19 protein-coding genes are annotated in these 20915 nt (G+C 77.1%); 9 read left to right on the top strand and 10 right to left on the bottom strand.

Annotated elements, in window-relative coordinates:
* Nucleotides 1–50 precede the first annotated feature (50 nt).
* The 5 genes from acs to BJ989_RS01500 all read right to left on the bottom strand — a co-directional run bounded on the left by acs (nucleotide 51) and on the right by BJ989_RS01500 (nucleotide 6303).
* A complete protein-coding gene (gene acs, locus BJ989_RS01520) occupies nucleotides 51–2051 on the bottom strand; it encodes an acetate--CoA ligase (protein WP_179516709.1) in 2001 nt (666 codons plus the stop codon).
* 230 nt (nucleotides 2052–2281) lie between these two features.
* Nucleotides 2282–3859: a sodium:solute symporter family transporter gene (locus tag BJ989_RS01515; protein WP_179516708.1), complete on the bottom strand. Its 1578-nt coding sequence runs from the start codon at nucleotides 3857–3859 to the stop codon at nucleotides 2282–2284.
* Nucleotides 3856–4287 carry a DUF485 domain-containing protein gene (locus tag BJ989_RS01510; protein ID WP_179516707.1) on the bottom strand — a complete coding sequence of 144 codons (432 nt, stop codon included), beginning with the start codon at nucleotides 4285–4287 and terminating at the stop codon, nucleotides 3856–3858. The genes BJ989_RS01515 and BJ989_RS01510 overlap by 4 nt, the downstream gene beginning before the upstream one ends.
* A gap of 4 nt (nucleotides 4288–4291) precedes the next feature.
* Nucleotides 4292–5032 carry a LytR/AlgR family response regulator transcription factor gene (locus BJ989_RS01505; RefSeq protein WP_343048991.1) on the bottom strand — a complete coding sequence of 247 codons (741 nt, stop codon included), beginning with the start codon at nucleotides 5030–5032 and terminating at the stop codon, nucleotides 4292–4294.
* A 149-nt stretch (nucleotides 5033–5181) separates the two neighbouring features.
* Complete coding sequence (locus BJ989_RS01500; RefSeq protein ID WP_343048990.1) at nucleotides 5182–6303, bottom strand: sensor histidine kinase; 1122 nt, start codon at nucleotides 6301–6303, stop codon at nucleotides 5182–5184.
* Between the two features lie 133 nt (nucleotides 6304–6436).
* Between BJ989_RS01500 and BJ989_RS01495 the strand changes: the two genes are divergently transcribed.
* Complete coding sequence (locus BJ989_RS01495; RefSeq protein WP_343048989.1) at nucleotides 6437–8041, top strand: phytoene desaturase family protein; 1605 nt, start codon at nucleotides 6437–6439, stop codon at nucleotides 8039–8041.
* A gap of 44 nt (nucleotides 8042–8085) precedes the next feature.
* Here BJ989_RS01495 and BJ989_RS01490 read toward each other — a convergent pair whose 3' ends face one another.
* Nucleotides 8086–8859, bottom strand: coding sequence for a hypothetical protein (locus BJ989_RS01490; protein ID WP_179516705.1), 774 nt, complete (start codon nucleotides 8857–8859; stop codon nucleotides 8086–8088).
* Nucleotides 8860–8903: 44 nt separating this feature from the next.
* Here BJ989_RS01490 and BJ989_RS01485 point away from each other — a divergent pair, with 44 nt between their 5' ends.
* Entirely contained in the window at nucleotides 8904–9641 is a 738-nt protein-coding gene (locus BJ989_RS01485) for an oxidoreductase (protein WP_179516704.1), read from the top strand.
* Nucleotides 9642–9878: 237 nt separating this feature from the next.
* Here the strand turns inward: BJ989_RS01485 and BJ989_RS01480 are convergent, their stop codons facing one another.
* On the bottom strand, nucleotides 9879–10676 hold the full coding sequence (locus tag BJ989_RS01480) for an HAD-IB family hydrolase (protein WP_179519272.1): 798 nt from the start codon (nucleotides 10674–10676) through the stop codon (nucleotides 9879–9881).
* Nucleotides 10677–10831: 155 nt separating this feature from the next.
* Between BJ989_RS01480 and ssd the strand changes: the two genes are divergently transcribed.
* The 4 genes from ssd to BJ989_RS01460 all read left to right on the top strand — a co-directional run bounded on the left by ssd (nucleotide 10832) and on the right by BJ989_RS01460 (nucleotide 15013).
* Nucleotides 10832–11974: a septum site-determining protein Ssd gene (ssd, locus tag BJ989_RS01475; protein ID WP_179516703.1), complete on the top strand. Its 1143-nt coding sequence runs from the start codon at nucleotides 10832–10834 to the stop codon at nucleotides 11972–11974.
* A 143-nt stretch (nucleotides 11975–12117) separates the two neighbouring features.
* On the top strand, nucleotides 12118–13254 hold the full coding sequence (locus BJ989_RS01470; RefSeq protein WP_218848931.1) for a TadA family conjugal transfer-associated ATPase: 1137 nt from the start codon (nucleotides 12118–12120) through the stop codon (nucleotides 13252–13254).
* Nucleotides 13251–14171 carry a type II secretion system F family protein gene (locus BJ989_RS01465; protein WP_179516702.1) on the top strand — a complete coding sequence of 307 codons (921 nt, stop codon included), beginning with the start codon at nucleotides 13251–13253 and terminating at the stop codon, nucleotides 14169–14171. Before BJ989_RS01470 ends, BJ989_RS01465 begins: the two co-directional genes overlap by 4 nt.
* The gene (locus tag BJ989_RS01460) at nucleotides 14168–15013 is read left to right on the top strand and encodes a type II secretion system F family protein (protein ID WP_343048988.1); all 846 of its coding nucleotides are present in this window, start codon (nucleotides 14168–14170) and stop codon (nucleotides 15011–15013) included. The genes BJ989_RS01465 and BJ989_RS01460 overlap by 4 nt, the downstream gene beginning before the upstream one ends.
* A gap of 25 nt (nucleotides 15014–15038) precedes the next feature.
* Here BJ989_RS01460 and BJ989_RS01455 read toward each other — a convergent pair whose 3' ends face one another.
* Nucleotides 15039–16775, bottom strand: coding sequence for a methyl-accepting chemotaxis protein (locus tag BJ989_RS01455; RefSeq protein ID WP_218848666.1), 1737 nt, complete (start codon nucleotides 16773–16775; stop codon nucleotides 15039–15041).
* Complete coding sequence (locus tag BJ989_RS17055; protein WP_218848665.1) at nucleotides 16661–17119, bottom strand: hypothetical protein; 459 nt, start codon at nucleotides 17117–17119, stop codon at nucleotides 16661–16663. The genes BJ989_RS01455 and BJ989_RS17055 overlap by 115 nt, the downstream gene beginning before the upstream one ends.
* A gap of 251 nt (nucleotides 17120–17370) precedes the next feature.
* Here BJ989_RS17055 and BJ989_RS01450 point away from each other — a divergent pair, with 251 nt between their 5' ends.
* The 3 genes from BJ989_RS01450 to BJ989_RS01440 are packed head-to-tail and all read left to right on the top strand — an operon-like array spanning nucleotide 17371 to nucleotide 18481.
* Nucleotides 17371–17574: a DUF4244 domain-containing protein gene (locus tag BJ989_RS01450; RefSeq protein ID WP_179516701.1), complete on the top strand. Its 204-nt coding sequence runs from the start codon at nucleotides 17371–17373 to the stop codon at nucleotides 17572–17574.
* Nucleotides 17571–18044: a TadE family type IV pilus minor pilin gene (locus BJ989_RS01445; RefSeq protein ID WP_343048987.1), complete on the top strand. Its 474-nt coding sequence runs from the start codon at nucleotides 17571–17573 to the stop codon at nucleotides 18042–18044. The genes BJ989_RS01450 and BJ989_RS01445 overlap by 4 nt, the downstream gene beginning before the upstream one ends.
* Nucleotides 18038–18481 carry an Rv3654c family TadE-like protein gene (locus BJ989_RS01440; protein ID WP_179516700.1) on the top strand — a complete coding sequence of 148 codons (444 nt, stop codon included), beginning with the start codon at nucleotides 18038–18040 and terminating at the stop codon, nucleotides 18479–18481. Before BJ989_RS01445 ends, BJ989_RS01440 begins: the two co-directional genes overlap by 7 nt.
* A gap of 28 nt (nucleotides 18482–18509) precedes the next feature.
* Here the strand turns inward: BJ989_RS01440 and BJ989_RS01435 are convergent, their stop codons facing one another.
* The gene (locus BJ989_RS01435; RefSeq protein ID WP_218848929.1) at nucleotides 18510–20801 is read right to left on the bottom strand and encodes a DEAD/DEAH box helicase; all 2292 of its coding nucleotides are present in this window, start codon (nucleotides 20799–20801) and stop codon (nucleotides 18510–18512) included.
* Nucleotides 20802–20915 lie beyond the last annotated feature (114 nt).

Raw genomic sequence — 20915 nt, 5'->3', positions numbered from 1 at the left:
GGCTCCCGGTGACGGGCGCGCGACGCCGTCCACCCTAGCCAGGGTCGCCCTCACCCCTCGTCGCCCGCCCCCTTCGAGAGACCGGAGGAGATCAGGTCCATCACGGAGGAGTCGGCGAGGGTGGTGACGTCGCCGACCTCGCGGTCCTCCGCGACGTCGCGCAGCAGGCGGCGCATGATCTTGCCCGAGCGGGTCTTCGGCAGCTCGGGCACGATCATCACCTGGCGCGGCTTGGCGATCGGGCCGATCTCCTTGCGCACGTGGTTGCGCAGCTCCTCCACGATGTCGGCGCCGCCGTCGCCGGCCTCCTCGCGCAGGATCACGAAGGCGCAGACCGCCTGGCCGGTGTCCTCGTCCTTGGCGCCCACGACCGCGGCCTCGGCGACCTTCGGGTGCGAGACGAGGGCCGACTCGATCTCGGTGGTGGACAGCCGGTGGCCGGAGACGTTCATGACGTCGTCGACGCGGCCGAGCACCCACAGGTCGCCGTCGGAGTCCTTCTTCGCGCCGTCGCCGGCGAAGTAGTAGGCGCCCCGCTCGTCGGTGGCGGGGAAGCGCGACCAGTAGGTGTCGACGTAGCGCTCGTCGTCGCCCCAGATGGTGCGCAGCATCGAGGGCCACGGCGCGGTGACGACGAGCAGCCCGCCGGAGCCGTCGGGGACCGGGCGGCCCTGGTCGTCGACCACCTCGGCGCTGATGCCGGGGATGGCCGTCATCGCCGATCCGGGCTTGCCCGCGGTGACGCCGGGCAGGGGGGAGATCATGATCGCGCCGGTCTCGGTCTGCCACCAGGTGTCGACGACCGGGGTGCGGTCGCCGCCGACGACGTGGCGGTACCACACGTAGGCCTCGGGGTTGATCGGCTCGCCCACCGACCCGAGGATCCGCAGCGACGACATGTCGTGGCGGTCCGGGATCTCCCGCCCCTGCTTCATGAAGGAGCGGATCGCGGTCGGAGCGGTGTAGAAGATCGAGACCTGCTTCTCCTCGATGATCTGCCACCAGCGGCCCCGCTCGGGCGAGTCGGGGGTGCCCTCGTAGAGCACCTGCGTCACGCCGTTGGCCAGCGGGCCGTAGACGATGTAGGAGTGGCCGGTCACCCAGCCGATGTCGGCGGTGCACCAGTAGACGTCGTCGGGCTTGAGGTCGAAGACGGCCCAGTGGGTGTACGCCGCGCCTGTGAGGTAGCCGCCCGTCGTGTGCAGGATGCCCTTGGGCTTGCCGGTCGTGCCCGAGGTGTACATGACGTAGAGCGGGTGCTCGGCGTCGAAGGCCTGCGCCTCGTGCTCGGTCGAGGCCTGCTCGACGGTGTCGTGCCACCACACGTCGACGGCGTCGTCCCAGTCGACCTCCTGACCGGTGCGGCGCACGACGAGCACCTTCTCGACCGTGTGCTCGGGGCCGGTCTTGGTGCGCGCCTCGTCGACGGCGGGCTTGAGCGCCGAGGCGGTGCCGCGGCGGTAGCCGCCGTCGGCGGTGACGACGACCTTGGCCTGGCAGTCGGTGAGGCGGGAGGCCAGCGCGTCGGAGGAGAAGCCGCCGAAGACCACCGTGTGGGGGGCACCGATGCGGGCGCAGGCCAGCATCGCGACGACCGCCTCCGGGATCATCGGCATGTAGATCGCGACCCGGTCGCCGGCCTGCACACCGAGGTCGGTGAGCGCGTTCGCGGCCTGGCAGACCAGGTCCTTCAGCTCGGCGTAGGTGATGTCGCGGGTGCCGGAGGTCTCCGGGTCGAGGGGCTCGCCGACGAAGTGGAGGGCGACCTTGTCGCCGCGCCCGGCCTCGACGTGGCGGTCGACGCAGTTGTGGGCGGCGTTCAACCTGCCGCCGACGAACCACTTCGCGAAGGGCGGGTTGCTCCAGTCGAGCACCTGCGTCCACTCCTCCGCCCAGTCGAGGCGCCGGGCCTGCTCGGCCCAGAAGGCCTCGGGGTCCGCGGCCGCGCGGTCGTACGCCTCGGCCTGCAGGTTGGCGTGCGCCGCGAGCTCGGCGGGGGGCTCGAAGCGGCGCTCCTCGTGCAGCAGGTTGGACAGGGTCTCGTCGCTCACGTCGTCTCCTCGTCGTCACACCGGGTGCTGTGGCCGTCGCCACACTAGGACCGCGCACCCCAGCATGGCGACGGGCAGGAGGGTGGGAGGTCGCCCGGGTCGGCGAGCGGTGCCCGGCGCGCGACGAGCGGTCCGGCCGCGGCCGGCCTCCGCCCCGGTCCCACCGGGGGCCCACCGGGGGCCCACCGGGGGCTCCACCGAGGGGCCTCACCGGGGGCCTCACCCGTGCCTCACCCGCGGTCGAGCTCGACGTCCTCGGGGGTGTGCAGGCGCACCATGAAGCGGTTCGCCCCCGCGGGCACGTGAGCGCGGGTGGCGAGGCTGACCAGCCACATCGCGAGGAACGCGGTCGGCACGGACCAGGCGGCGGGCTGGCCCAGCAGGGTGGCCACCCACCCCTCCTGCCCGGCCGAGGTCGGGAGCAGCGTCCAGAGCACCGCGGCGCCCGACCCGCCGCCGCCGACCGCGAGGCCCGCCAACGCGCCGGCCGCGGTCAGGCCGCGCCACCAGATGCCGAGCACCAGCAACGGGCAGAAGGTCGACGCCGCGACCGCGAACGCCAGGCCCACCGCCCGGGCTACTCCGACGCCCGGGGTGGACAGCGCCGCCACGCACGGCACGAGCACGGCGATGACCGCTGCCACGCGGAACGCGGCGACGCCGCCGAGCCGCCGCCCGCCGCGACGCCCCAGCCGGCCCACGACGTCCTGGCCCAGCACGCCGGCCACGGCGATCGCGAGGCCCGACGAGGTCGACAAGAAGGCGGCGAAGGCGCCGGCGGTGACGAGGCCGGTGAGCACGTCGCCGGCCGGCCCGCCGACCACGAGGCGCGGCAACTCCAGCACCAAGGTGTCGGCGCGACCACCTGCAGCGAGCTCGGCGGCGTAGACCCGGCCGAGTGCGCCGTACACGGGTGGGATGACGTAGAAGAGGCCGAGCAGGCCGAGCACGACCAGGGTCGTGCGGCGCGCCGCGCGACCGTCGGGGTTGGTGTAGAAGCGCACGACGACGTGCGGCAGCCCCATGGTGCCGAGGAAGGTCGCGAGGATCAGCGAGTAGGTGACGTAGAGGCTCTCCGCGCCCGCGCCGCCGAGCGGGAGCGACCAGAGGTCGGCCGGGCCGCTGCCGGCGCCGGCCTGGGGGTCGACCGCCGTCTCCTCGGGGTCGACGAGCGACCGCGCGGGGCCCGGGCGGCCGTCACCGACCCACACGGCGAGCAGCACCGCGGCGGGCACGAGGAGGGCGGTGAGCTTCAACCAGTACTGGAAGGCCTGGACGAAGGTGATCGAGCGCATGCCGCCGGAGGTGACGTTGAGGAGCACCACGGTCGCGACCATGACCGCACCCAGCCACGGCGGGGCGCCGACCGCGGTCACCAGCGTCACGCCGGCGCCCTGGAACTGCGGCAGCAGGTAGAGCCAGCCGATCGCGACCACGAGCAGGGTGCAGGCGCGGCGCACCCGTCGCGAGCCGAGCCGGGCCTCGGCGAAGTCGGGCAGGGTGTACGCCCCGGAGCGGCGCAGCGGGGCGGCGACGAGCACCAGCAGCACGAGGTAGCCGGCGGTCCAGCCGACAGGGTACCACAGCATCTCGGCGCCGAAGACGAGCAGCAGGCCGGCGACGCCGAGGAAGGACGCGGCCGAGAGGTACTCCCCGCCGATCGCCGAGGCGTTGAGCCCCGGACGCACGCTGCGCGAGGCGACGAAGAAGTCGCTGGTCGTGCGCGACAGGCGCAGCCCGACCGTGCCGATCGCCAGGGTCGCGAGGGTGACGAGGGTGACGGCGACGATGCCGGGCACCGGGCTCACGGGCGGTCGCCCCGGGGTCCGGGGGGTGCGGGGGAGCCGGGGGAGCCCGAGGTCTCGGCGAGCAGGTCGGCGAAGGCGGCCTCGTTGCGCTCGGCGCGGCGCACGTAGGCCCAGCCCAGCACCACGAGCACGGGGTAGACCGCGACGCCGAGGGCCAGCCAGCCGACGGGCACGCCGGCCCAGCGGGTGTCGGCGAGGCCGGGCGCGAGGTGGAAGAGCAGCGGCAGGGAGCCGACGGTCGCGCCGAGCGCGAGCAGGACCCGTCCGGCCAGGCGCAGCTGCTCGCGCACCAGCGACTGCACGTAGATCACGCCGACCTCGGTGCCCTCGTCGATCTCGCGGGTGCGGGTGGCGGGACGGGTCGGGGGGCGGCGGGCGGGGCCCGTCACCCGGACCCGGGCGGGGCGCTCGGGCGGGCCGCTGGTCACCGCGTCACCGGCCGCGGCGGGTCAGCAGCTCCCGCAGCTCGCGGGTGTGGCGGCGCGCGACGGCGAGCTCGGCCCCGCCCGAGCCGGTGCCGCCGGTGCCGCCGGGGCCGCTGCCGCCGACCACGACCGTGCAGCGTCCCTGCTCGGTGCGGACCTCGGCGACGTGCGCGAGGGCGACCAGCGTGCTGCGGTGGATGCGCACGAAGCCGGCCGGGCCCCACTCCTCCTCCAGCGAGGACAGCGGGGTGCGCAGCAGGTGGGACCCGGTCGGGGTGTGGAGCCGGGCGTAGTCGCCCTGGGCCTCGACGTGGGTGATGGTGCTGCGCGCGACGAAGCGGGTGACGCCGCCGCGCTCGACGGGCACCATCTCGTCGGCGGGCTCCGGGGCGCGGGTGGTGCCCTCGACCACCCGCCGCACGGCCTCGGCGAGACGCTCGCCGCGCACGGGCTTGAGCACGTAGTCGACCGCCTGCAGCTCGAAGGCCTCGACGGCGTGCTCCTCGTGGGCGGTGACGAAGACGACCGGGGGCGGGGTGCGGAAGCGGGCCAGCACCTGCGCGAGCTCGAGACCCGTGAGCCCGGGCATCTGCACGTCGAGGAAGACCGCGTCGACCTCCCGCTCCTGCAGCAGCCGCAGCGCCTCGGTGGCCGCGTCGCACGTCGCGACCTCGGACACGCGGGGGTCCTGGCGCAGCAGCCACGACAGCTCGTCGAGGGCCGGCCGCTCGTCGTCGATCACGAGCACCCGCAGCCCGGTCGGCGGCGCCTCGGCCGCGGGACCGGGGTGGTTCGAGGGAGCCGAGTGCTGACCCGAGGGCTGACCGGAGGGCTGAGCGGAGGGCTGACCCGAGGGCGGGCCCGGGGGCTGGGGCGGGGGCTGAGGCGGGGTGGGGCTCACGGGCGCACTCCAGGGGCGAACTTGGGCACCCGCACGACCACCCGCGTGCCGGCGCCCGGGGCCGTCTCGACGACCAGACCGTAGTCGTCGCCGAAGGTGCTGCGCAGGCGACCGTCCACGTTGCCGAGCCCCACCGAGTCGAGGTCGGCGTCGCCGGCGAGGGCGCGGCGCACGCGCTCGGGGTCCTCGCCGCTGCCGTCGTCCTCGACCTCGATGACGGCCTCCTGGCCGGCGTCGCGCGCGACGATCGTGATGTGCCCGGCCTCGGCGCCGGAGAGGCCGTGGCGCACGGCGTTCTCGACCAGGGGCTGCAGGCACAGGAACGGCACGACGACGGGCAGCACCTCGGGGGCGATGCGCAGGGTGACCTTCAGCCGCTCACCGAAGCGGGCCTGCTCGAGCAGCAGGTAGCGCTCGATGGAGCGCAGCTCCTCGGCCAGCGTCGTGAACTCGCCGTGGCGGCGGAAGGAGTAGCGGGTGAAGTCGGCGAACTCCAGCAGCAGCTCGCGGGCCCGGTCGGGGTCGGTGCGCACGAAGGAGGCGATGGCGCCGAGGGAGTTGTAGACGAAGTGGGGGCTGATCTGCGCGCGCAGCGCCCGCACCTCGGCCTCGGCGAGCCGGGCGCGGGAGGTGCTCAGCTCGGCGAGCTCGAGCTGGCCGGAGACCCACTGCGCCACCTCGTCGGCGGCCCGCACCAGCCCGGCCGAGCTGCGCTCGGCGAAGGCCTGCACCGTGCCGACCGTGCGGTCCTCGACCACCAGCGGCGCGATGATCGCGTGCCGCACCGGGCAGCCGACGTCGTCGCAGACCAGGCGGTCGCGCCCCGCGACGCGGGTGCCCTGCTCCAGCGCGTCGGCGGCGAGCGCGGCCGCCTGCCCGGCGTGGTGGGCGCCCAGGCCGTCCCATGCGAGCACGCCGTGGTCGTCGGTCAGCGCCAGCGCCGGCGTGCCGAGCAGCACCCGCAGGTGGCGGATGCTGCGCTCCGCGCTGTCGACGGTGAGGCCCTCGCGCAGCGCCGGCGAGGCGAGCGACGCGGTGTGCAGCGTGCGGAAGGTGGCACGGTCGGCCTCGCTCGCCAGGCGCGTGCGCCGACGCGACCGGAGCCAGGGGAGCGCCACCCGCAGGAGCCTACGGCCTCGCGACGCGGCGTACGGGGTGGCAGGGCGGGTGGCAGGGCGGGGTCGGTCAGGCGGGTCGAGCGGGGTCGGGCGTGGACACCCTGCCCTCGGGTACCCGTGCAGGATGGACGACGTGACCCGCACCTACGACGCCGTCGTGGTCGGGGCCGGGCCCAACGGCCTGGTCGCCGCCAACCTGCTCGCGGACGCCGGGTGGTCGGTGCTGGTGCTCGAGCAGCAGCCCGAGGTCGGCGGCGCCGTGCGCAGCGACGACGACGTGCACCCGGGCTTCGTGCACGACACGTTCTCCTCCTTCTACCCCCTCTCGGCCGCGTCGCGCACGATCCGCGCCCTGCACCTGGAGGAGCACGGCCTCGAGTGGTGCCACGCCCCGGCCGTGCTCGGCCACCCCTTCCCCGACGGGTCGTGGGCGCTGCTGCACCGCGACCGCGAGGTCACCGCGGCGCTCGCCGACGAGCGGCACGCGGGGGACGGAGAGGCGTGGCTCGCGCTCAGCGACCTGTGGGACCGCATCGGCGACTCCTTCGTCGACGCCCTGCTCAGTCCCTTCCCGCCCGTGCGGCACGGCGCACGCTTCCTGGCCGACGTCGCCCGCAGCGGCGGCGTCGACCTGGTCAAGGAGCTGCTCACGCCGGTGCTGTCCTTCGGCGACCACCGCTTCGGCGGGGAGGGTCCCACGATGCTGCTCGCCGGCAACGCCGGGCACTCCGACCTGCCGCCGACCGCGCCGGGCTCCGGCGTCTTCGCGCTGCTGCTCACCCTCGGCGGGCAGCAGCACGGCTTCCCGGTGCCGCGCGGCGGGGCGGGGATGCTGACGCAGGCGATGGCGCGGCGCTTCGCCTCCCGCGGCGGTGAGGTGCGCTGCGAGGCCGAGGTGACGCGGGTCGAGGTGGTGGCCGGCCGGGCGGTGGGCGTGCGCACGGCCGACGGGGAGGCGTACGTCGCTCGCCGCGCGGTCGTCGCGGACGTGCTCGCCTCCAAGCTCTGGGGTGGGCTCGTGCCCCCCGAGCACGTGCCGGCCCGCACCGCGCGCCGGATGCGCGGCTTCGACCTCGACCCCGGCACGGTCAAGGTCGACTGGGCGCTCAGCGGGCCGATCCCGTGGGCGCAGGCGCCGGCCCACGCACCCGGCACCTTCCACGTCGCCGACGGGCTCGAGGACCTCACCACCACGCTGGGCCAGGTCGCGGCCCGCGCGATCCCCGACCGGCCGTTCATGCTCGCCGGTCAGATGACCACCTCCGACCCGACGCGCTCGCCGGAGGGCACCGAGTCGGTGTGGAGCTACGCCCACGTGCCGCAGCACGCGACCCACGACGCCGGTGCGGGCGGTCCCGGCGGCGAGGTGCGGGGGGTGTGGGACGCCGACGACTGCGAGCGCTTCGCCGACCGGATGCAGGCGCGGATCGAGGAGCGCGCCCCCGGCTTCGGCTCCCGCATCCTGGCGCGTCGCGTTCTGGGCCCGCACGAGATGGAGGAGCGCGACGCCAACCTCGTGCGCGGGGCGCTCAACGGCGGCACCAGTCAGCTGCACCAGGAGCTCTTCCTGCGGCCCGTCCCCGGCCTCGGCCGCGCCGAGACGAGCGTGCGCGGTCTCTACCTCGGCTCCTCCTCCGCCCACCCCGGCGGCGGGGTGCACGGGGCCTGCGGCGCCAACGCCGCCCGCGCCGCGCTCGCCCACGACCGCGTGCGGCGGGTGCTCGGCAAGCGGCGCTGACCGGCGCTGACCGGCGCGGGCCGGCGCGGGCCGGGCGGCGCGGCTCAGCGGAAGTCGATGAGCAGGCCGTCGACGTCGCCGTCGCCGGTGACCACCTCGTGGCGCGCGGCGTCGCCGCTCTCGCGTCCCGTGGCCCCGTCGGCGTGGCCGGCGCCGGACGCGACGCCGTCGTCGCGGCGCTCGGCGCGCACCGGTGCGCGGTAGCACCGGGTCAGCCACGGCAGCTGCATGCCGTCGTGGCCCCGGCCGTAGCCGTCGTAGAGCTCGGCCGCGGCGGCCAGGCGCCGCTCGCGCTCGTCGTCGTCGAGCGCGGCCACCTCGGGGATGCGCGCGCCCAGCGCGAGCAGGCGTGCGCGGTCGACCTGCTGCCAGCTGCGCGCGGTGTGCTCCTCGACCACCCCGAAGCCGGCGTGCGCCACCAGCGCGCCGGCGTGCTGCTCGAAGGCCGCGGTGCCGGTGGGCGTCTCGACGCCGAGCGCGCGGTCGAGCTTGCGTGCCCACGGGATGCGCGGGTCGCGCCCGGGCACGGCGAAGGCGACGTGGCCGCCGGGCCGCAGCACGCGCGCGGCCTCCTCGAGGTCGGCGGGCAGCGCGTGCGCGGCGACCACCACGTCGACGGCGTCGTCGGGCAGCGTCGTGGCGCCGTCGCTCGTGCGCACGTCGTGGCCGAGGTCGGCGAGGGCGGCGACCAGGTCGGCGTCGGGCGCCGGGTCGCCCAGCACGAGCACGGTGCGGGCGCCGTCGACCGCGGGGTCGCCGGCCAGCCAGACGACGGCGTCGGCGGGGTAGGGCGAGGACTCGGGCGCGCGGGGCTCCATCCCGCCCGACCCTACCGGCGCGGGGCTCGCCTAGCCTGCTGCCCATGAGCGACCCCGCCGCCGTGCTCGACGCGCTCGCCCGGCTCGAGGGCGTGCCCTCGGCGTACGCCGCGGCGCGCGACGGCGTCGACGTCGTGCTGCGCGACCGCGGGCTGCGGCGCACCTCCCCCGAGACCACGGCCGAGTCGCTGCTGCGCGGCGCGCACGCGAGCGCGGTGCTCGAGGGGTCGGGCTCGTCGCTGGCGCAGGTCCGCGCGGGTGAGGGTGACGAGGTGGCCGCGGACGCGGTGCGGCTCTCCTCGGTGCTGCTCGGCCAGGCCCCCACGCTGCTGCGCTCGCCGCTGCAGGCGCTCGCCCAGCTGCACACGGTCGTGGGCGCCCGCTCCCTGCCCGCCGACCGGCTCGGTCGCCCGCGCGACGCCGACGCGGCCGGGGTCCTGCGGCAGGTGGCGCAGCTGGTGACCGCCACCACCCAGGCGCCGGCGATGCTGGTCGCCGCCGTCGTGCACGCCGAGGTCGCGACCGCGGCCCCCTTCGCCTCCCACAACGGGCTGGTGGCACGCGCGGCCGAGCGGCTGGTGCTGGTCGCGCGCGGCGTCGACGAGAAGTCGCTGGTCGTGCCCGAGGCCGGGCACCTCGCGCTGCGCGCGGCCTACGAGTCCAACCTGCGCGGCTTCCGCGACGGCGGCGACGCGGGCGTGCACTCCTGGCTGCTCTACGCCGCGGAGGCCTACGCGGCTGCCGCGGAGGCGAGCCCGCTGCGGCGCACGGCCACCGACTGACCCCGGGACCCTCGCACAAGCGAGCGGCACCCGAGCGCATCGGGTGCCGCCGCTGACACACGAGACCTGGGCTACCAAGCGTGCACTCGCAGTTGCTGCCCCGGGAGTGTCCCGGTGGGCCAGCGCCCTCTCGAAGGGTGGATCGCCGCGTGGGTACTCGGCTCGTGTGCGGGTCTGGAGTTGTGCTTCCTGTGTACGCCTGCCCGGCCCCCCGCGCAACCCCTTGACGTCGGCGTGCTACCCGCTCCCGGGCGTGTCGCGACGCCGCGCGCTCCACCACCAGCCGCCCGCGGCGACCGCCCCGCCGACGGCGAGCGCGGCGAGGGTCGGGCGTGCCGGAGGGAGCGGCACCCGTGGGCGCAGCGCCACCGGCCGGGTGAAGACGAGCACCGGCCAGCCGCGCTCGAGCGCCGCCCGGCGCAGCTCGCGGTCGGGGTTGACCGCGTGAGGGTGGCCGACCGCCTCGAGCATCGGCAGGTCGGTGATCGAGTCGCTGTAGGCGTAGCACTCGGCCAGGTCGTAGCCCCGCTCCTCGGCCAGCGCGCGCACGGCGTTGGCCTTCTCCTCGGCGTAGGCGTAGTACTCGATCTCGCCGGTGTAGCGGCCGTCGACGATCTCCAGGCGGGTCGCCACCACGTGGTCGGCGCCCAGCATGGCCCCGATCGGCTCGACGACCTCGGTGCCCGAGGTCGAGACGATGACGACGTCGCGGCCGTGCAGCTGGTGCTCGTCGACGAGGCCCACCGCCTCCTCGTAGACCAGCGGCTCCACGACGTGGTGCAAGGTCTCCGCGACGATCTCGCGGACCGTCGCGACGTCCCAGCCGGCGCACAGCTGCGACATGAACAGCCGCATCTTCTCCATCTGGTCGTGGTCGGCGCCGCCCACGAGGTAGACGAACTGCGCGTAGGCCGAGCGCAGCACCGCGCGCCGCGAGATCAGCCCGCCTGCCTGGAAGGGCCGGCTGAAGGCGAGCGTGCTCGACTTGGCGATGATCGTCTTGTCGAGGTCGAAGAACGCCGCGGTCGGCTGCACGGGCACGTCCCCAGCATAGGGAGGCGCAGGGTGGCCGGGCCGCCGGTCGCGCGGGTGGGCCACCGGGCGTCCACAGGCGGTCCGGGCGGAGCGGCCGTCCACAGGCGCGTCGCGCGCCCCGTCGTACGCCGTGGGGCAGGGGCAGTCTCGCCGTCATGACCGAGTCCACCGACGTCCGCACCGACGTCCGCACCGCTGTCCGCCCTGGTGCCCGCCCTGGTGCCCGCCCGTCGCCTGCTGCTGCGGGCGCGCCCGGCCGGCCGCTCGTGGTGACGGCCGACCCCGCGCTGCGCGAGGAGCTGTCGAGGCTCGCCGCCGCGGCGGGTGCGGTGCCGGAGGTCGTCGCCGAGGCCGGCGCCGCGCTGCTGGCGTGGGCGCGGGCACCGCTCGTGCTGGTCGGCCACGACCTCGCCGCGGTCGTCGCGGCGCGGGCGCCGGCGCGTCGCGACGACGTGCTGGTCGTGGGGTGGGCGCCGGTGGCGGACGGGTGGTTCCGCGACGCAGTGGCGGTCGGGGCGCAGCAGGTGCTGGGGCTGCCGGACGCCGAGGCGTGGCTCGTCGACCTCCTCGCCGACGCCGCGGACCCGTCGCCGGGGCGCGGGACGGTGGTCGGGGTGCTGGGCGGTTCGGGCGGAGCGGGGGCGACCACGACCGCGTGCGCCCTCGCCGAGGTGGGGGCCCGCACCGGCACGGCGGCGCTGGTCGACCTCGACCCGCTCGGTCCCGGCGTCGACCGGGTGGTCGGGCTCGAGGACACCGAGGGGGTGCGGTGGGACGCCCTGGGGGCGGCCTCGGGGCGGTTGTCCGGTCGGGCCTTCGCCACCGCCCTGCCGCGGGTGCGCGGGGTGGGCGTGCTGACGTGGCTGCCGGGCGTCGCCACGGTGGTGACGCCGGCAGCGGCCCGCGAGGCGCTCGCGGCCGCGGGCCGCAGTCACCGGTGGGTGGTGGTCGACCTGCCGCGTGCGCCCGGCGCGCTGCTGGACGAGGTGGTCGCGCGCTGCGACCGGCTCCTGGTCGTCTGCGCCCCGACGGTCGCCGGTGTCGCGGGGACGGCTCGCACGTGCGCACGGCTCCCGGCCGACGCGCCCGTCGGCCTGGTCGTCCGCGGACGCGGTGACCCCGCGGCGGTGGGCCGGGTGGTGCGTCGCCCCGTGCTCGGCGTGCTGCCGCACGCGCGGGGGCTCGACGAGGCCGTCGACCTGGGGCTAGGGCCCGTGCACCGGGGTCGCGGGCCGCTCGCCCGCGCCGTCGCCGAGCTGCTGCACGCCGTGCGCACCGGCGAGGAGGTGGCGGCGTGAGCGCGGTGCCGGTCGGTGCGGACCTGGCCGCGGGGACCCACGCTCCGCGCGACCCGGCACCTGATCCGGTGCGCGGTCCGGTAGGTGTGCCGAGGCGCGACCAGTGGCTCGGTCCGGCGTCCGGGCAGGCCTGCGACCCGGGGCTGGTCGCGCTCGTGCGCGACCGGCTCGCCGGCGACGGCGGCGGCCTCACCCCGCACCGGGTGGCGGAGGCACTGCGGGCCACGGGCCGACCGGTCGGGGACGCGACGGTGCTCGCGGTCCACGCCGCGCTGCGCCGCGACGCGGTCGGGGCCGGGCCGCTCGAGGCGCTGTTGCGACTGCCGGGTGTCACCGACGTGCTGGTCGACGGGCCCGACCGGGTGCTGCTCGACCGGGGCGACGGGCTCGAGGACGCGGGCGTGCGCTTCGGCAGCGACGACGAGGTCCGGCGGCTCGCCCAGCGGCTGGCCGCCTCGGCCGGGCGCCGCCTCGACGACGCGACGCCGTGCGTCGACGTGCGCCTGGCCGACGGCACGCGCCTGCACGCCGTGCTGGCGCCCCTGGCCCGCACGGGCACCGCGCTGTCCCTGCGGGTGCCGCGGCGGCGCGCCTTCCGGCTCGACGAGCTCGTCGCGGCGGGTGCGGTGACGCCCGCCGGCGCCCGGCTCCTGCAGCAGGTGGTGGCGGCCCGGTTGGCCTTCCTGGTGACCGGCGGCACGGGCACCGGCAAGACCACGCTGCTGGCGGCGCTGCTCTCGCTGGTGGACCCGCGGGAGCGGGTGGTCCTGGTCGAGGACTCCGGTGAGCTGCGTCCCTCCGGCGGCCTCGTGGTGGCGCTCGAGGCGCGCCCGCCCAACGTGGAGGGCGCCGGCGAGGTCACCCTGCGCACACTGGTCCGGCAGGCGCTGCGCATGCGACCCGACCGGCTCGTCGTCGGCGAGGTCCGCTCGGGCGAGGTGGTCGACCTGCTGGCGGCGCTCAACACCGGCCACGAGGGAGGGTGCGGCACCCTGCACGCCAACTCGGCCGCCGCGGTCCCCGCGCGCGTCGAGGCGCTCGCGCTGGCGGCGGGCCTGCCGCGCGAGGCGGCCCACAGCCAGCTGGCGGCGGCCCTCGACGTCGTGCTCCACCTCGCGCGAGGCCGCGACGGGGTCCGCCGGCTGGAGCAGGTCGCGGTCCTGCAGCGCGGCGGTGACGGGCTGGTCGTCGCCGAGCCGGCACTCACCTTCACCGCCGCCGGTGCCGCCGAGGGCCCGGGCGCCGACCGGCTGGCCGGGCTGCTGCGGGGCGCCTCGTGACCCCGGCCGACCTGCTGCTGGCTGGCCTGCTGTCGGCGGACCCGCTCCCGGTCGGCGCCGGGGCCGAGGGCGGGTGGGTCGCGGTGGCCGTGGTGGCCGCGGCGGCATCGGTCGCGCTGCTCGTGCGCCCTCGGCCCACCGCGGCGCCGGCGCGAGGTGGGCCCGGGGTCCGGCCGCGTGGGGACGGCAGCGGTGGTGAGGGTCGGTGGGCCGCCCTGGCGGGGCGGGCACGGCACGCGCCGGTCGCGGTGGGGCTGGTCGGTGGCGGAGCCGCCGCCGTCCTCGTGTCGGTGCCCGGCCCAGGTGGCGCGGCCGTGGTCCTGCTGGCCGTCGCGGCGGCCGCGGCCGGTCTCCTGCTCGGCCGGGCGCGACGACGTCGGGGCGCTCGCGCGGTCGCGGCGCGCGTGCAGGAGGTCTGCGACCTGCTCAGCAGTGACCTGGCGGCCGGTCTGCCGCCGGGCTCGGCGCTCACCCGGGCGGCGGCGGACTGGTCGGTGCTCGCGCCGGTGGCCCGCGCGGCCGAGCTGGGCGGCGACGTCCCCCAGGCGCTGCGCCGCGTGGCGGAGCGGCCCGGGGCCGCGGGACTGGCGCGACTCGCGGCCGCCTGGGAGGTGTCGCTGCGCACCGGCCAGGGCCTGGCCGGCCCGGTGGCCCGCACGGCCACCGCCGTGCGCCGCGCCCGCGCCACCGCCCGCGTCGTCGACTCCGAGCTCGCCTCGGCGCGCGCCACCGCCCGGCTCCTGGCGACGCTCCCCGTGCTCGCGCTGCTGCTGGGCGGCGGAGCAGGTGGGGAGCCGTGGCGCTTCCTGCTGGCCACCACCCCGGGCCTGGTCTGCCTCGGCCTCGGCCTGGCGGCGGCGCTGCTCGGCACCGCCTGGATCGAGCGCATCGCCGACGGCGTCGAGGTCGCCCCGTGAGCTGCGCGGCGACGGCGGTGGCCGCCATCACCGCCGCCGTCGCCGCGGGCACGTCCGTGGCCCTGGCCGTGCGCCCCCGCGCCGACCTCGACGGGCTGCGTCCGCCCACCCCGCTCGCGGCGGGTCCTGCAGCGGACCGCCTCAGCTGTGGGGAGGTCGTCTGCGCGGACAGCAGCGCCGACCCGCGCTCGTCGGCGGGCGCGCCCCTCCGCGCTGGCGCGGGGAGCGACGGGGCGCCCCTCACGGGTCTCCCGGCGGCCGTCGCGGCAGCGGCGGCGACCTGCCTGGTCACCGCGGTCCTGGTGGGCGGGGTCGTCGGCTGGGCCGCGGGAGCGCTGGCGGGCGCGGCGGTGGGCCGGGTGGTGCGCCGGCGCGAGCCCGCAGCGCTCCGGCGCGAGCGCGAGCGCGCGTCGGCAGCACTGCCGGTGCTGGTCGACCTGCTCGCCGCGGCGCTGGCGGCGGGGGCCCCGGTCGACCGGGCGGTCGCGGCGGTCTGCGACGCCTGGCCCGGCGCAGCGGCCGACCGGCTCGCCGGTGCCCGCGCGCGGCTGTCCCTCGGTGTCGACCCGGTCGCGGTGTGGGAGGGCGTCACCCGCGACCCCGCGCTCGCGCCGCTGGGTCGCGCGCTGGCCCGGGCGGCCGCCTCCGGCGCACCGGTGGCCGCAGCGGTCGCGGCACTGGCCGACGACCTCGCCGAGGAGGCCCGCGCCACGGTGGAGGACCGCGCCCGGGCCGTCGGCGTGCGGGCGGCCCTCCCACTCGGGCTCTGCCTGCTCCCCGCCTTCGTGCTGGTCGGGATCGTGCCCCTCGCGGCCGGGTTGCTGGCCGGGATCGTCGGGTGAGCGGAGACCGCTCACCCGACGACCGTCAGCAGCGGAACTGCGAGACCAGCCCCGACAGCTCGTCGGACAGCGACGACAGGCGGGCCGCGGCCGCGGCGGCCTCGGTGACGTCACCCTCCGTGCGCCGGGCGCTCTCGGCGACCACGCTGATGCTCTGGGTGATGCCCGAGGTGCCCTCGGCGGCCTCCTGCACCGACCCGCTCAGCATCGAGGTGGTCGCGGTCTGCTCCTCCACGGCGCTCGCGATCGTGCTCTGGTAGTCGCTGATCTCCGCGATGACCGCGCTGATCCGCTCGATCGCCGCCGTGGCCGCGGCGCTGTCGCTCTGGATCGCCGTGACCCGCTGCCCGATCTCCTGCGTCGCGCGGGCCGTCTCCTGGGCCAGCTCCTTCACCTCGCCGGCGACGACGGCGAAGCCCTTGCCCGCCTCGCCGGCGCGGGCCGCCTCGATGGTGGCGTTGAGCGCGAGCAGGTTGGTCTGCTCGGCGACCGAGGTGATGAGCTGCACCACCTTCTCGATCTCGACCGAGCTCGCCCCGAGGGCGGTCACCGTGCCGGTGGTCTCGGCGGCCAGGTCGACCGCCTGACCCGCGACGCGGGCGGCGGCCGCCGCGTTCTGCGCGATCTCGGCGATCGAGGCGGTCATCTCCTCCGCCCCCGACGCGGCGCTCGAGACGCTCGTGGCGATCTGCTGCGTCGAGGCGTGCACCACGCTGGCCTCCTCGGCCGACTGCGCGGCCCGCTCGGCCAGGCCGCGGGCGACGCTGTCCACCTGCTGGCTGGTCGTGGTGAGCGTCTGCACCGACCGCCCGATCGCGCCGACGGTGCCCGCCACCTTGGCGACGAAGCTGTTGAAGGCCCGTCCCAGCTGAGCGACCTCGTCGTCGCCGTCCTCGTGCACCCGGGCGGTCAGGTCGCCGTCGCCCTGCGCGATCTCGTCCATCCGGTCGCGCAGCGCGACCAGCGGGCGGGCGATGCCGCGGGCCACCGCGAGGGCGGCGAGCCCGCCGACGAGGGCGACGAGCAGGGCCGCGAGCAGCAGGTCGCGGGTGGTGTCGGCCGCACCCGCGCGCACCCCGTCGGCGAAGGCCGAGAAGTCGCTGTCCAGGCTCGTGACCGCGATGACCCAGTCCCACGGCTCGTAGTAGGCGAGCGTCACGGTGTGGGCACCCGCGTCGTCGGTGTAGCGCACGCGGTCGGTCTCGCCCGGCCCGAGCGCGAGCGCGGCGTCGACGGCCTCCTCGACCCAGGCCGCGTCCACGACCTCACCCTCGCCGTCGCCGTCGCGCGACATCAGCAGCTGGCCGCGCTTGTCACCGGTGCCCCCGAGCACCGAGACGGACCCGTTCTCGCCGGCGGTCTTCGCGGTGAGCGACTCGCGCAGGGCGGGCAGGTTCTCCTGCTTCAGCCCGACGTAGAGCATGCCGACGACGCGACCGGCGGCGTCCTCGACCGGCTGGTAGGCCGAGACGTACCAGCTGTCCACCACGAACGCGTTGCCGCGGAAGGTCTCGCCCTCGAGGACGGAGGCCAGCACCGGGCTCGGCACGCCCTCGGCGCCCACGGTCGGGATGTAGGTGCCGAGCGCGCGCACCCCGTCGGCGGTGATGACGTTGGTGCCGACGCGCAGCATGTCGCCGCGGGCGTTCATGCGCTGGAAGACGGTGACGGTCGCCCCGGTGAGCTCCTTGAGCTCGTCGACGAGCGGGGTGGTCTGCTCCGGGTCGACGACCTGGCCCAGCCAGGTGCCGCCGACCTCCATCCGCGGGAGCGTGACGGGCGAGACGTCCCCGGGACCTGGTTCTTCGCCTGCCACGTGACGGAGCCGCCGCCGACGGCGAGCCCGCCGGCCTGATCGGTCACGTGGGTGGCGGTGCGCAGCGCCGTGTCGACCATCTGCGCGGTCGAGGCGCCCTGCGTGCTGACGACGTCGTAGACGCCCTGCGTCAGCGCGTCCAGTCGCTGGGCCGTCATGGTCGTGGCGTCGCGCTCGGCCTGCTGGGCGAAGTCGCCGGTGCGCCAGGCACCGACGCCGGCGAGCGCGGCGCCGGTCACGAGGACGCTGCCGAGGCCGAGGGCCACGACCTTGGTGCGGATGTCGGCCACGGGGGTGCTCCTGCCTGCGGGGGGAGAGCCGTCCTCCACGTTCGGCCTCGGGACCTCCGTCCTGAGCCCGCCCGGACCTCCGGCACGGGTCGGTGCAGACCACCGGCCGGGTGGGCCGGTGCGCGTGCACAGGGTCCCGCGGGGGCGTGTCGCTCCACAGGCGGGTGGCTGCGGCGCCCCGACGCCGCCGCGGCGGTCGAGCCTGGGGTCACGCGGCGCCCGTCCGGGGCGCCCGACGAGGGGAGACCCCTGTGCGACCTGTCCCGACCACCCGACCCACGCCCGCCTCCCGCCCCGAGGACGAGCGGGGCATCACGACCGCGGAGTACGCCGTGGGCACGGCCGCCGGCGCCGGCCTCGCCGGCGTGCTGTTCGCGCTGCTGAGCGGCGGCTTCGGCGACCGACTGCTGAAGACGCTCTTCGACCACGTGCTCGGGCTGCTGGGCATCGGGTGACCCGGCGCCACGGCCCGGTCCTCGCCGGTTCGCCGGGGTGGTCTCGGGGCCCGGCCCCGATCACCTCGGCGGCCGGGCGGGCCCGCCCCTCCCGGCGGGGCCGTGCGGCCCGGCCGCAGCGCGGTGCGGTCACGGCCGAGCTCGCGCTGGGGCTGCCGCTGCTGCTGTCGGTGACCGTCGGCCTGGTGTGGCTGCTGGCCGCCGGGGTGGCGCAGGTCCGGGCCGTGGACGCCGCCCGCGAGACGGCGCGGGCCCTCGCTCGGGGTGACGACCGGGCGGCGGCCGTCGCCCTGGGGCAGCGGGTCGCGACCAGCGGCGCGCTGATCCGCGTCGACGTCGGCGGTGGCCGGGTCCGGGTGGTGGCCACCGCCCCCGTCGCGGGCCCGGGCGGCGTCTTCGCCGTGCTCCCGACCGTCCAGGTCGAGGCCACCGCGGTGGCGGTCGTCGAGGACGACGGAGGAGGGTGGTGACCGCGGCCCGACCTCGCCGCGGGCACTGCCCCGGCCCGCTCCGCGCACGCCGACCCCGCACGCGACGACCCCTCGACCCACTTCGATCCCGTGGCGGCGCGCGCGAGTGCGGCGCGGCGACGGTGCTCGTGGTGTCGCTCGCCTCGGTGCTGCTGCTGGTGGCCTGCGGTGCCGCGGCGGTGGGCGGGTTGCTGCACGCCCGCCGGGTGGCCGCGTCGGCCGCCGACCTCGCCGCCCTCGCGGGGGCGGTCGCCCACCGTGACGGGGCGGACGGCTGCGCCGCCGCTGGCCGCGTGGTGGCGGCCAACGGTGCGGCCCTGCGCGACTGCGCGGTGCTGGGCGACGACGTCCTCGTGACCGCGACCGTCCCGGGCCCGGAGTGGGCCGGGCCCGACGTCGAGCTCCACGCCACCGCCCGGGCCGGTCCGGCACCCTGACCGGGCGGGCGCGCCGACGTCGGCCCGGCTACACCTCGGCGTGGCGCAGCAGCACGTCGAGCAGCGCGATGGCGCCCGACTTGTCGAGCGGGTTGTTCTGGTTGCCGCACTTCGGCGACTGGATGCAGGAGGGGCAGCCCTCGACGCAGCGGCAGGCCGCGATGGCCTCGCGGGTGGCCGTGAGCCACCGGCGGGCGGCGCGGTAGCCGCGCTCCGCGAAGCCGGCGCCGCCCGGGTGGCCGTCGTGCACGAAGACCGTCAGCCGGCCGGTGTCGGCGTGCAGGGCGGTCGAGACGCCGCCGATGTCCCAGCGGTCGCAGGTCGCGAAGAGCGGCAGCAGCCCGATGGAGCAGTGCTCGGCGGCGTGGGCGGCGCCCGGCAGGTCGGCGGCCTGGATGCCGGACTCCGCGAGCGCGTCGGCCGGCACGGTCCACCAGACCGCGGTGGTGCGCAGGGTGCGCTCGGGCAGGTCGAGCGGCTCCTCGCCCACGACCTCCCCACCCGGCACGCGTCGCCGGAGGAAGGAGACGACCTGGTGCGACACGTCGACCTCGCCCAGGGCGAGCCGGCAGTCACCCCACCAGCGGTGCTCGCGCTCGGCGACGATGCTGATGTCGGTGACCTCGCGGGCGCTGGTGGTGAAGGGCGGGCTGGCCGGCTCGATCTCGGCGACGTGGTGCTCGAGGTCGAGCGAGCGCACGAGGTAGGTCTCGCCGCGGTGCACGTAGACCGCGCCGGGGTGGGCGGTGCCGTGGGCGCTCGCGCCGTCGACCGTGCCGACCACCCGGCCGGTGCCGACCTCGACGAGCTGCACCGGGGAGCCGCCCGCCGAGCGGATGTCGGCGAGGTCGGCCGCGCGCCGCCGGTCGGTCCAGAACCACCCGTGCGGCCGCGCTCGCAGCAGCCCTGCCTCGACCAGCCCGTCGACCGTGCCGCGGGCCGCCGGCCCGAAGAGCGGCAGGTCGGCCTCGGTCAGCGGCGCCTCCTGGGCCGCCGCGCACAGGTGGGGCGCGAGCACGTAGGGGTTGTCGGGGTCGAACACGGTCGCCTCGACCGGCCGCCCGAAGAGTGCGTCGGGGTGGGTGACGAGGTAGGTGTCGAGCGGGTCGTCGCGCGCCACCATCACGCCGACGGCCTCGCCGCCGGAGCGCCCGGCGCGCCCGACCTGCTGCCACAGCGCGGCCCGGGTGCCCGGGAAGCCCGCGACCAGCACGGCGTCGAGCCCGCTGATGTCGATGCCCAGCTCGAGCGCGTTGGTCGCGGCGAGCCCGGTGAGCTCGCCGGCGCGCACCGCCTGCTCGAGCATGCGCCGCTCCTCGGGCAGGTAGCCGCTGCGGTAGGACGCGACGCGACGCGGCAGGGAGGGGTCGACGTCGGCGAGCAGCTCGGCCGCCGCGAGCGCCACCTGCTCCGCCCCGCGCCGCGAGCGGACGAAGGCGAGGGTGCGCACGTCCTCGGCGACGAGGTCGGCGAGCAGGTCGGCGGCCTCGGAGGAGGCGGCGCGCCGCACGGGGGCGCCGTTCTCGCCGCCCCACGAGGTGAACGGCGGCTCCCACAGCCCGAGCACGACCTCGCCGTGCGGCGAGCCGTCGGCGGTGACCGCCTCGACCGGCAGCCCTGTCAGCCGGGCGCCGGCGACCTCCGGGTCCGAGACCGTCGCCGAGGCGAGCACGAACGTCGGGGACGCGCCGTACGCCGCGCAGACGCGTCGCAGACGGCGCAGCACGTGCGCCACGTGGGCGCCGAAGACGCCGCGGTAGTGATGGCACTCGTCGACCACGACGTAGCGCAGCGAGCGCAGGAAGGAGGCCCACCGCTGGTGGCCGGGCAGCAGCGAGCGGTGGAGCATGTCGGGGTTGGTGAGGACGTACTCCGCGTGGTCGCGGGCCCACTCGCGCTGCTCGCGCGAGGAGTCGCCGTCGTGGGTCGTGGCGCGCACGTCGAGCCCGAGGCCGCGCAGGGAGGCGAGCTGGTCCTGCGCGAGCGCCTTGGTGGGGGAGAGGTAGAGCACGCCGGCGCCGCGCTGGCCCTTCGGCCCGCGGGCCGCGCGCACGTCGGCGAGCGCGGGCAGCAGGTAGCCCAGCGACTTGCCCGACGCGGTGCCGGTCGACAGCACGACGTGGCGGCCGGCGTGGGCGGCCTCTGCGGCGGCCACCTGGTGGGCCCAGGGACGGAGCACGCCGCGGGCCTCGAAGGCCGAGCGCACGTCGTCGGGCACCCACGCGGGCCACGCCGCCTCGCGGGCCTCGCGGGCGGGCAGCACCTCGACGTGGGTCAGCCGCTCCTCGCGGCCCGGGACGGCCGCGAGCCGCTCGACCAGGGCACGCGCCGAGCCCGGCGCCCCGCGCCGCGGGCGGGCGCCGGAACCCGTCTCGGGAGAGCTGGTCGTGGTCACCGCAGGAGTGTCGCACCGCCCGCCGACAGTGCCCGCGTC

This window comes from Nocardioides perillae (assembly GCF_013409425.1).
In the GTDB taxonomy this organism is placed as follows: domain Bacteria; phylum Actinomycetota; class Actinomycetes; order Propionibacteriales; family Nocardioidaceae; genus Nocardioides; species Nocardioides perillae.
Note: the sequence above shows the minus strand (reverse complement) of the source record. Positions and strands in the feature narration are given on the sequence as shown.

Bases quoted from the DNA above. Each gene is read 5' to 3' on its own strand.
- BJ989_RS01455 (WP_218848666.1), bottom strand. From the start codon at position 16,775: ATGGAGGTCGGCGGCACCTGGCTGGGCCAGGTCGTCGACCCGGAGCAG.
- BJ989_RS01490 (WP_179516705.1), bottom strand. From the start codon at position 8,859: ATGGAGCCCCGCGCGCCCGAGTCCTCGCCCTACCCCGCCGACGCCGTC.
- ssd (WP_179516703.1), top strand. From the start codon at position 10,832: ATGACCGAGTCCACCGACGTCCGCACCGACGTCCGCACCGCTGTCCGC.
- BJ989_RS01485 (WP_179516704.1), top strand. From the start codon at position 8,904: ATGAGCGACCCCGCCGCCGTGCTCGACGCGCTCGCCCGGCTCGAGGGC.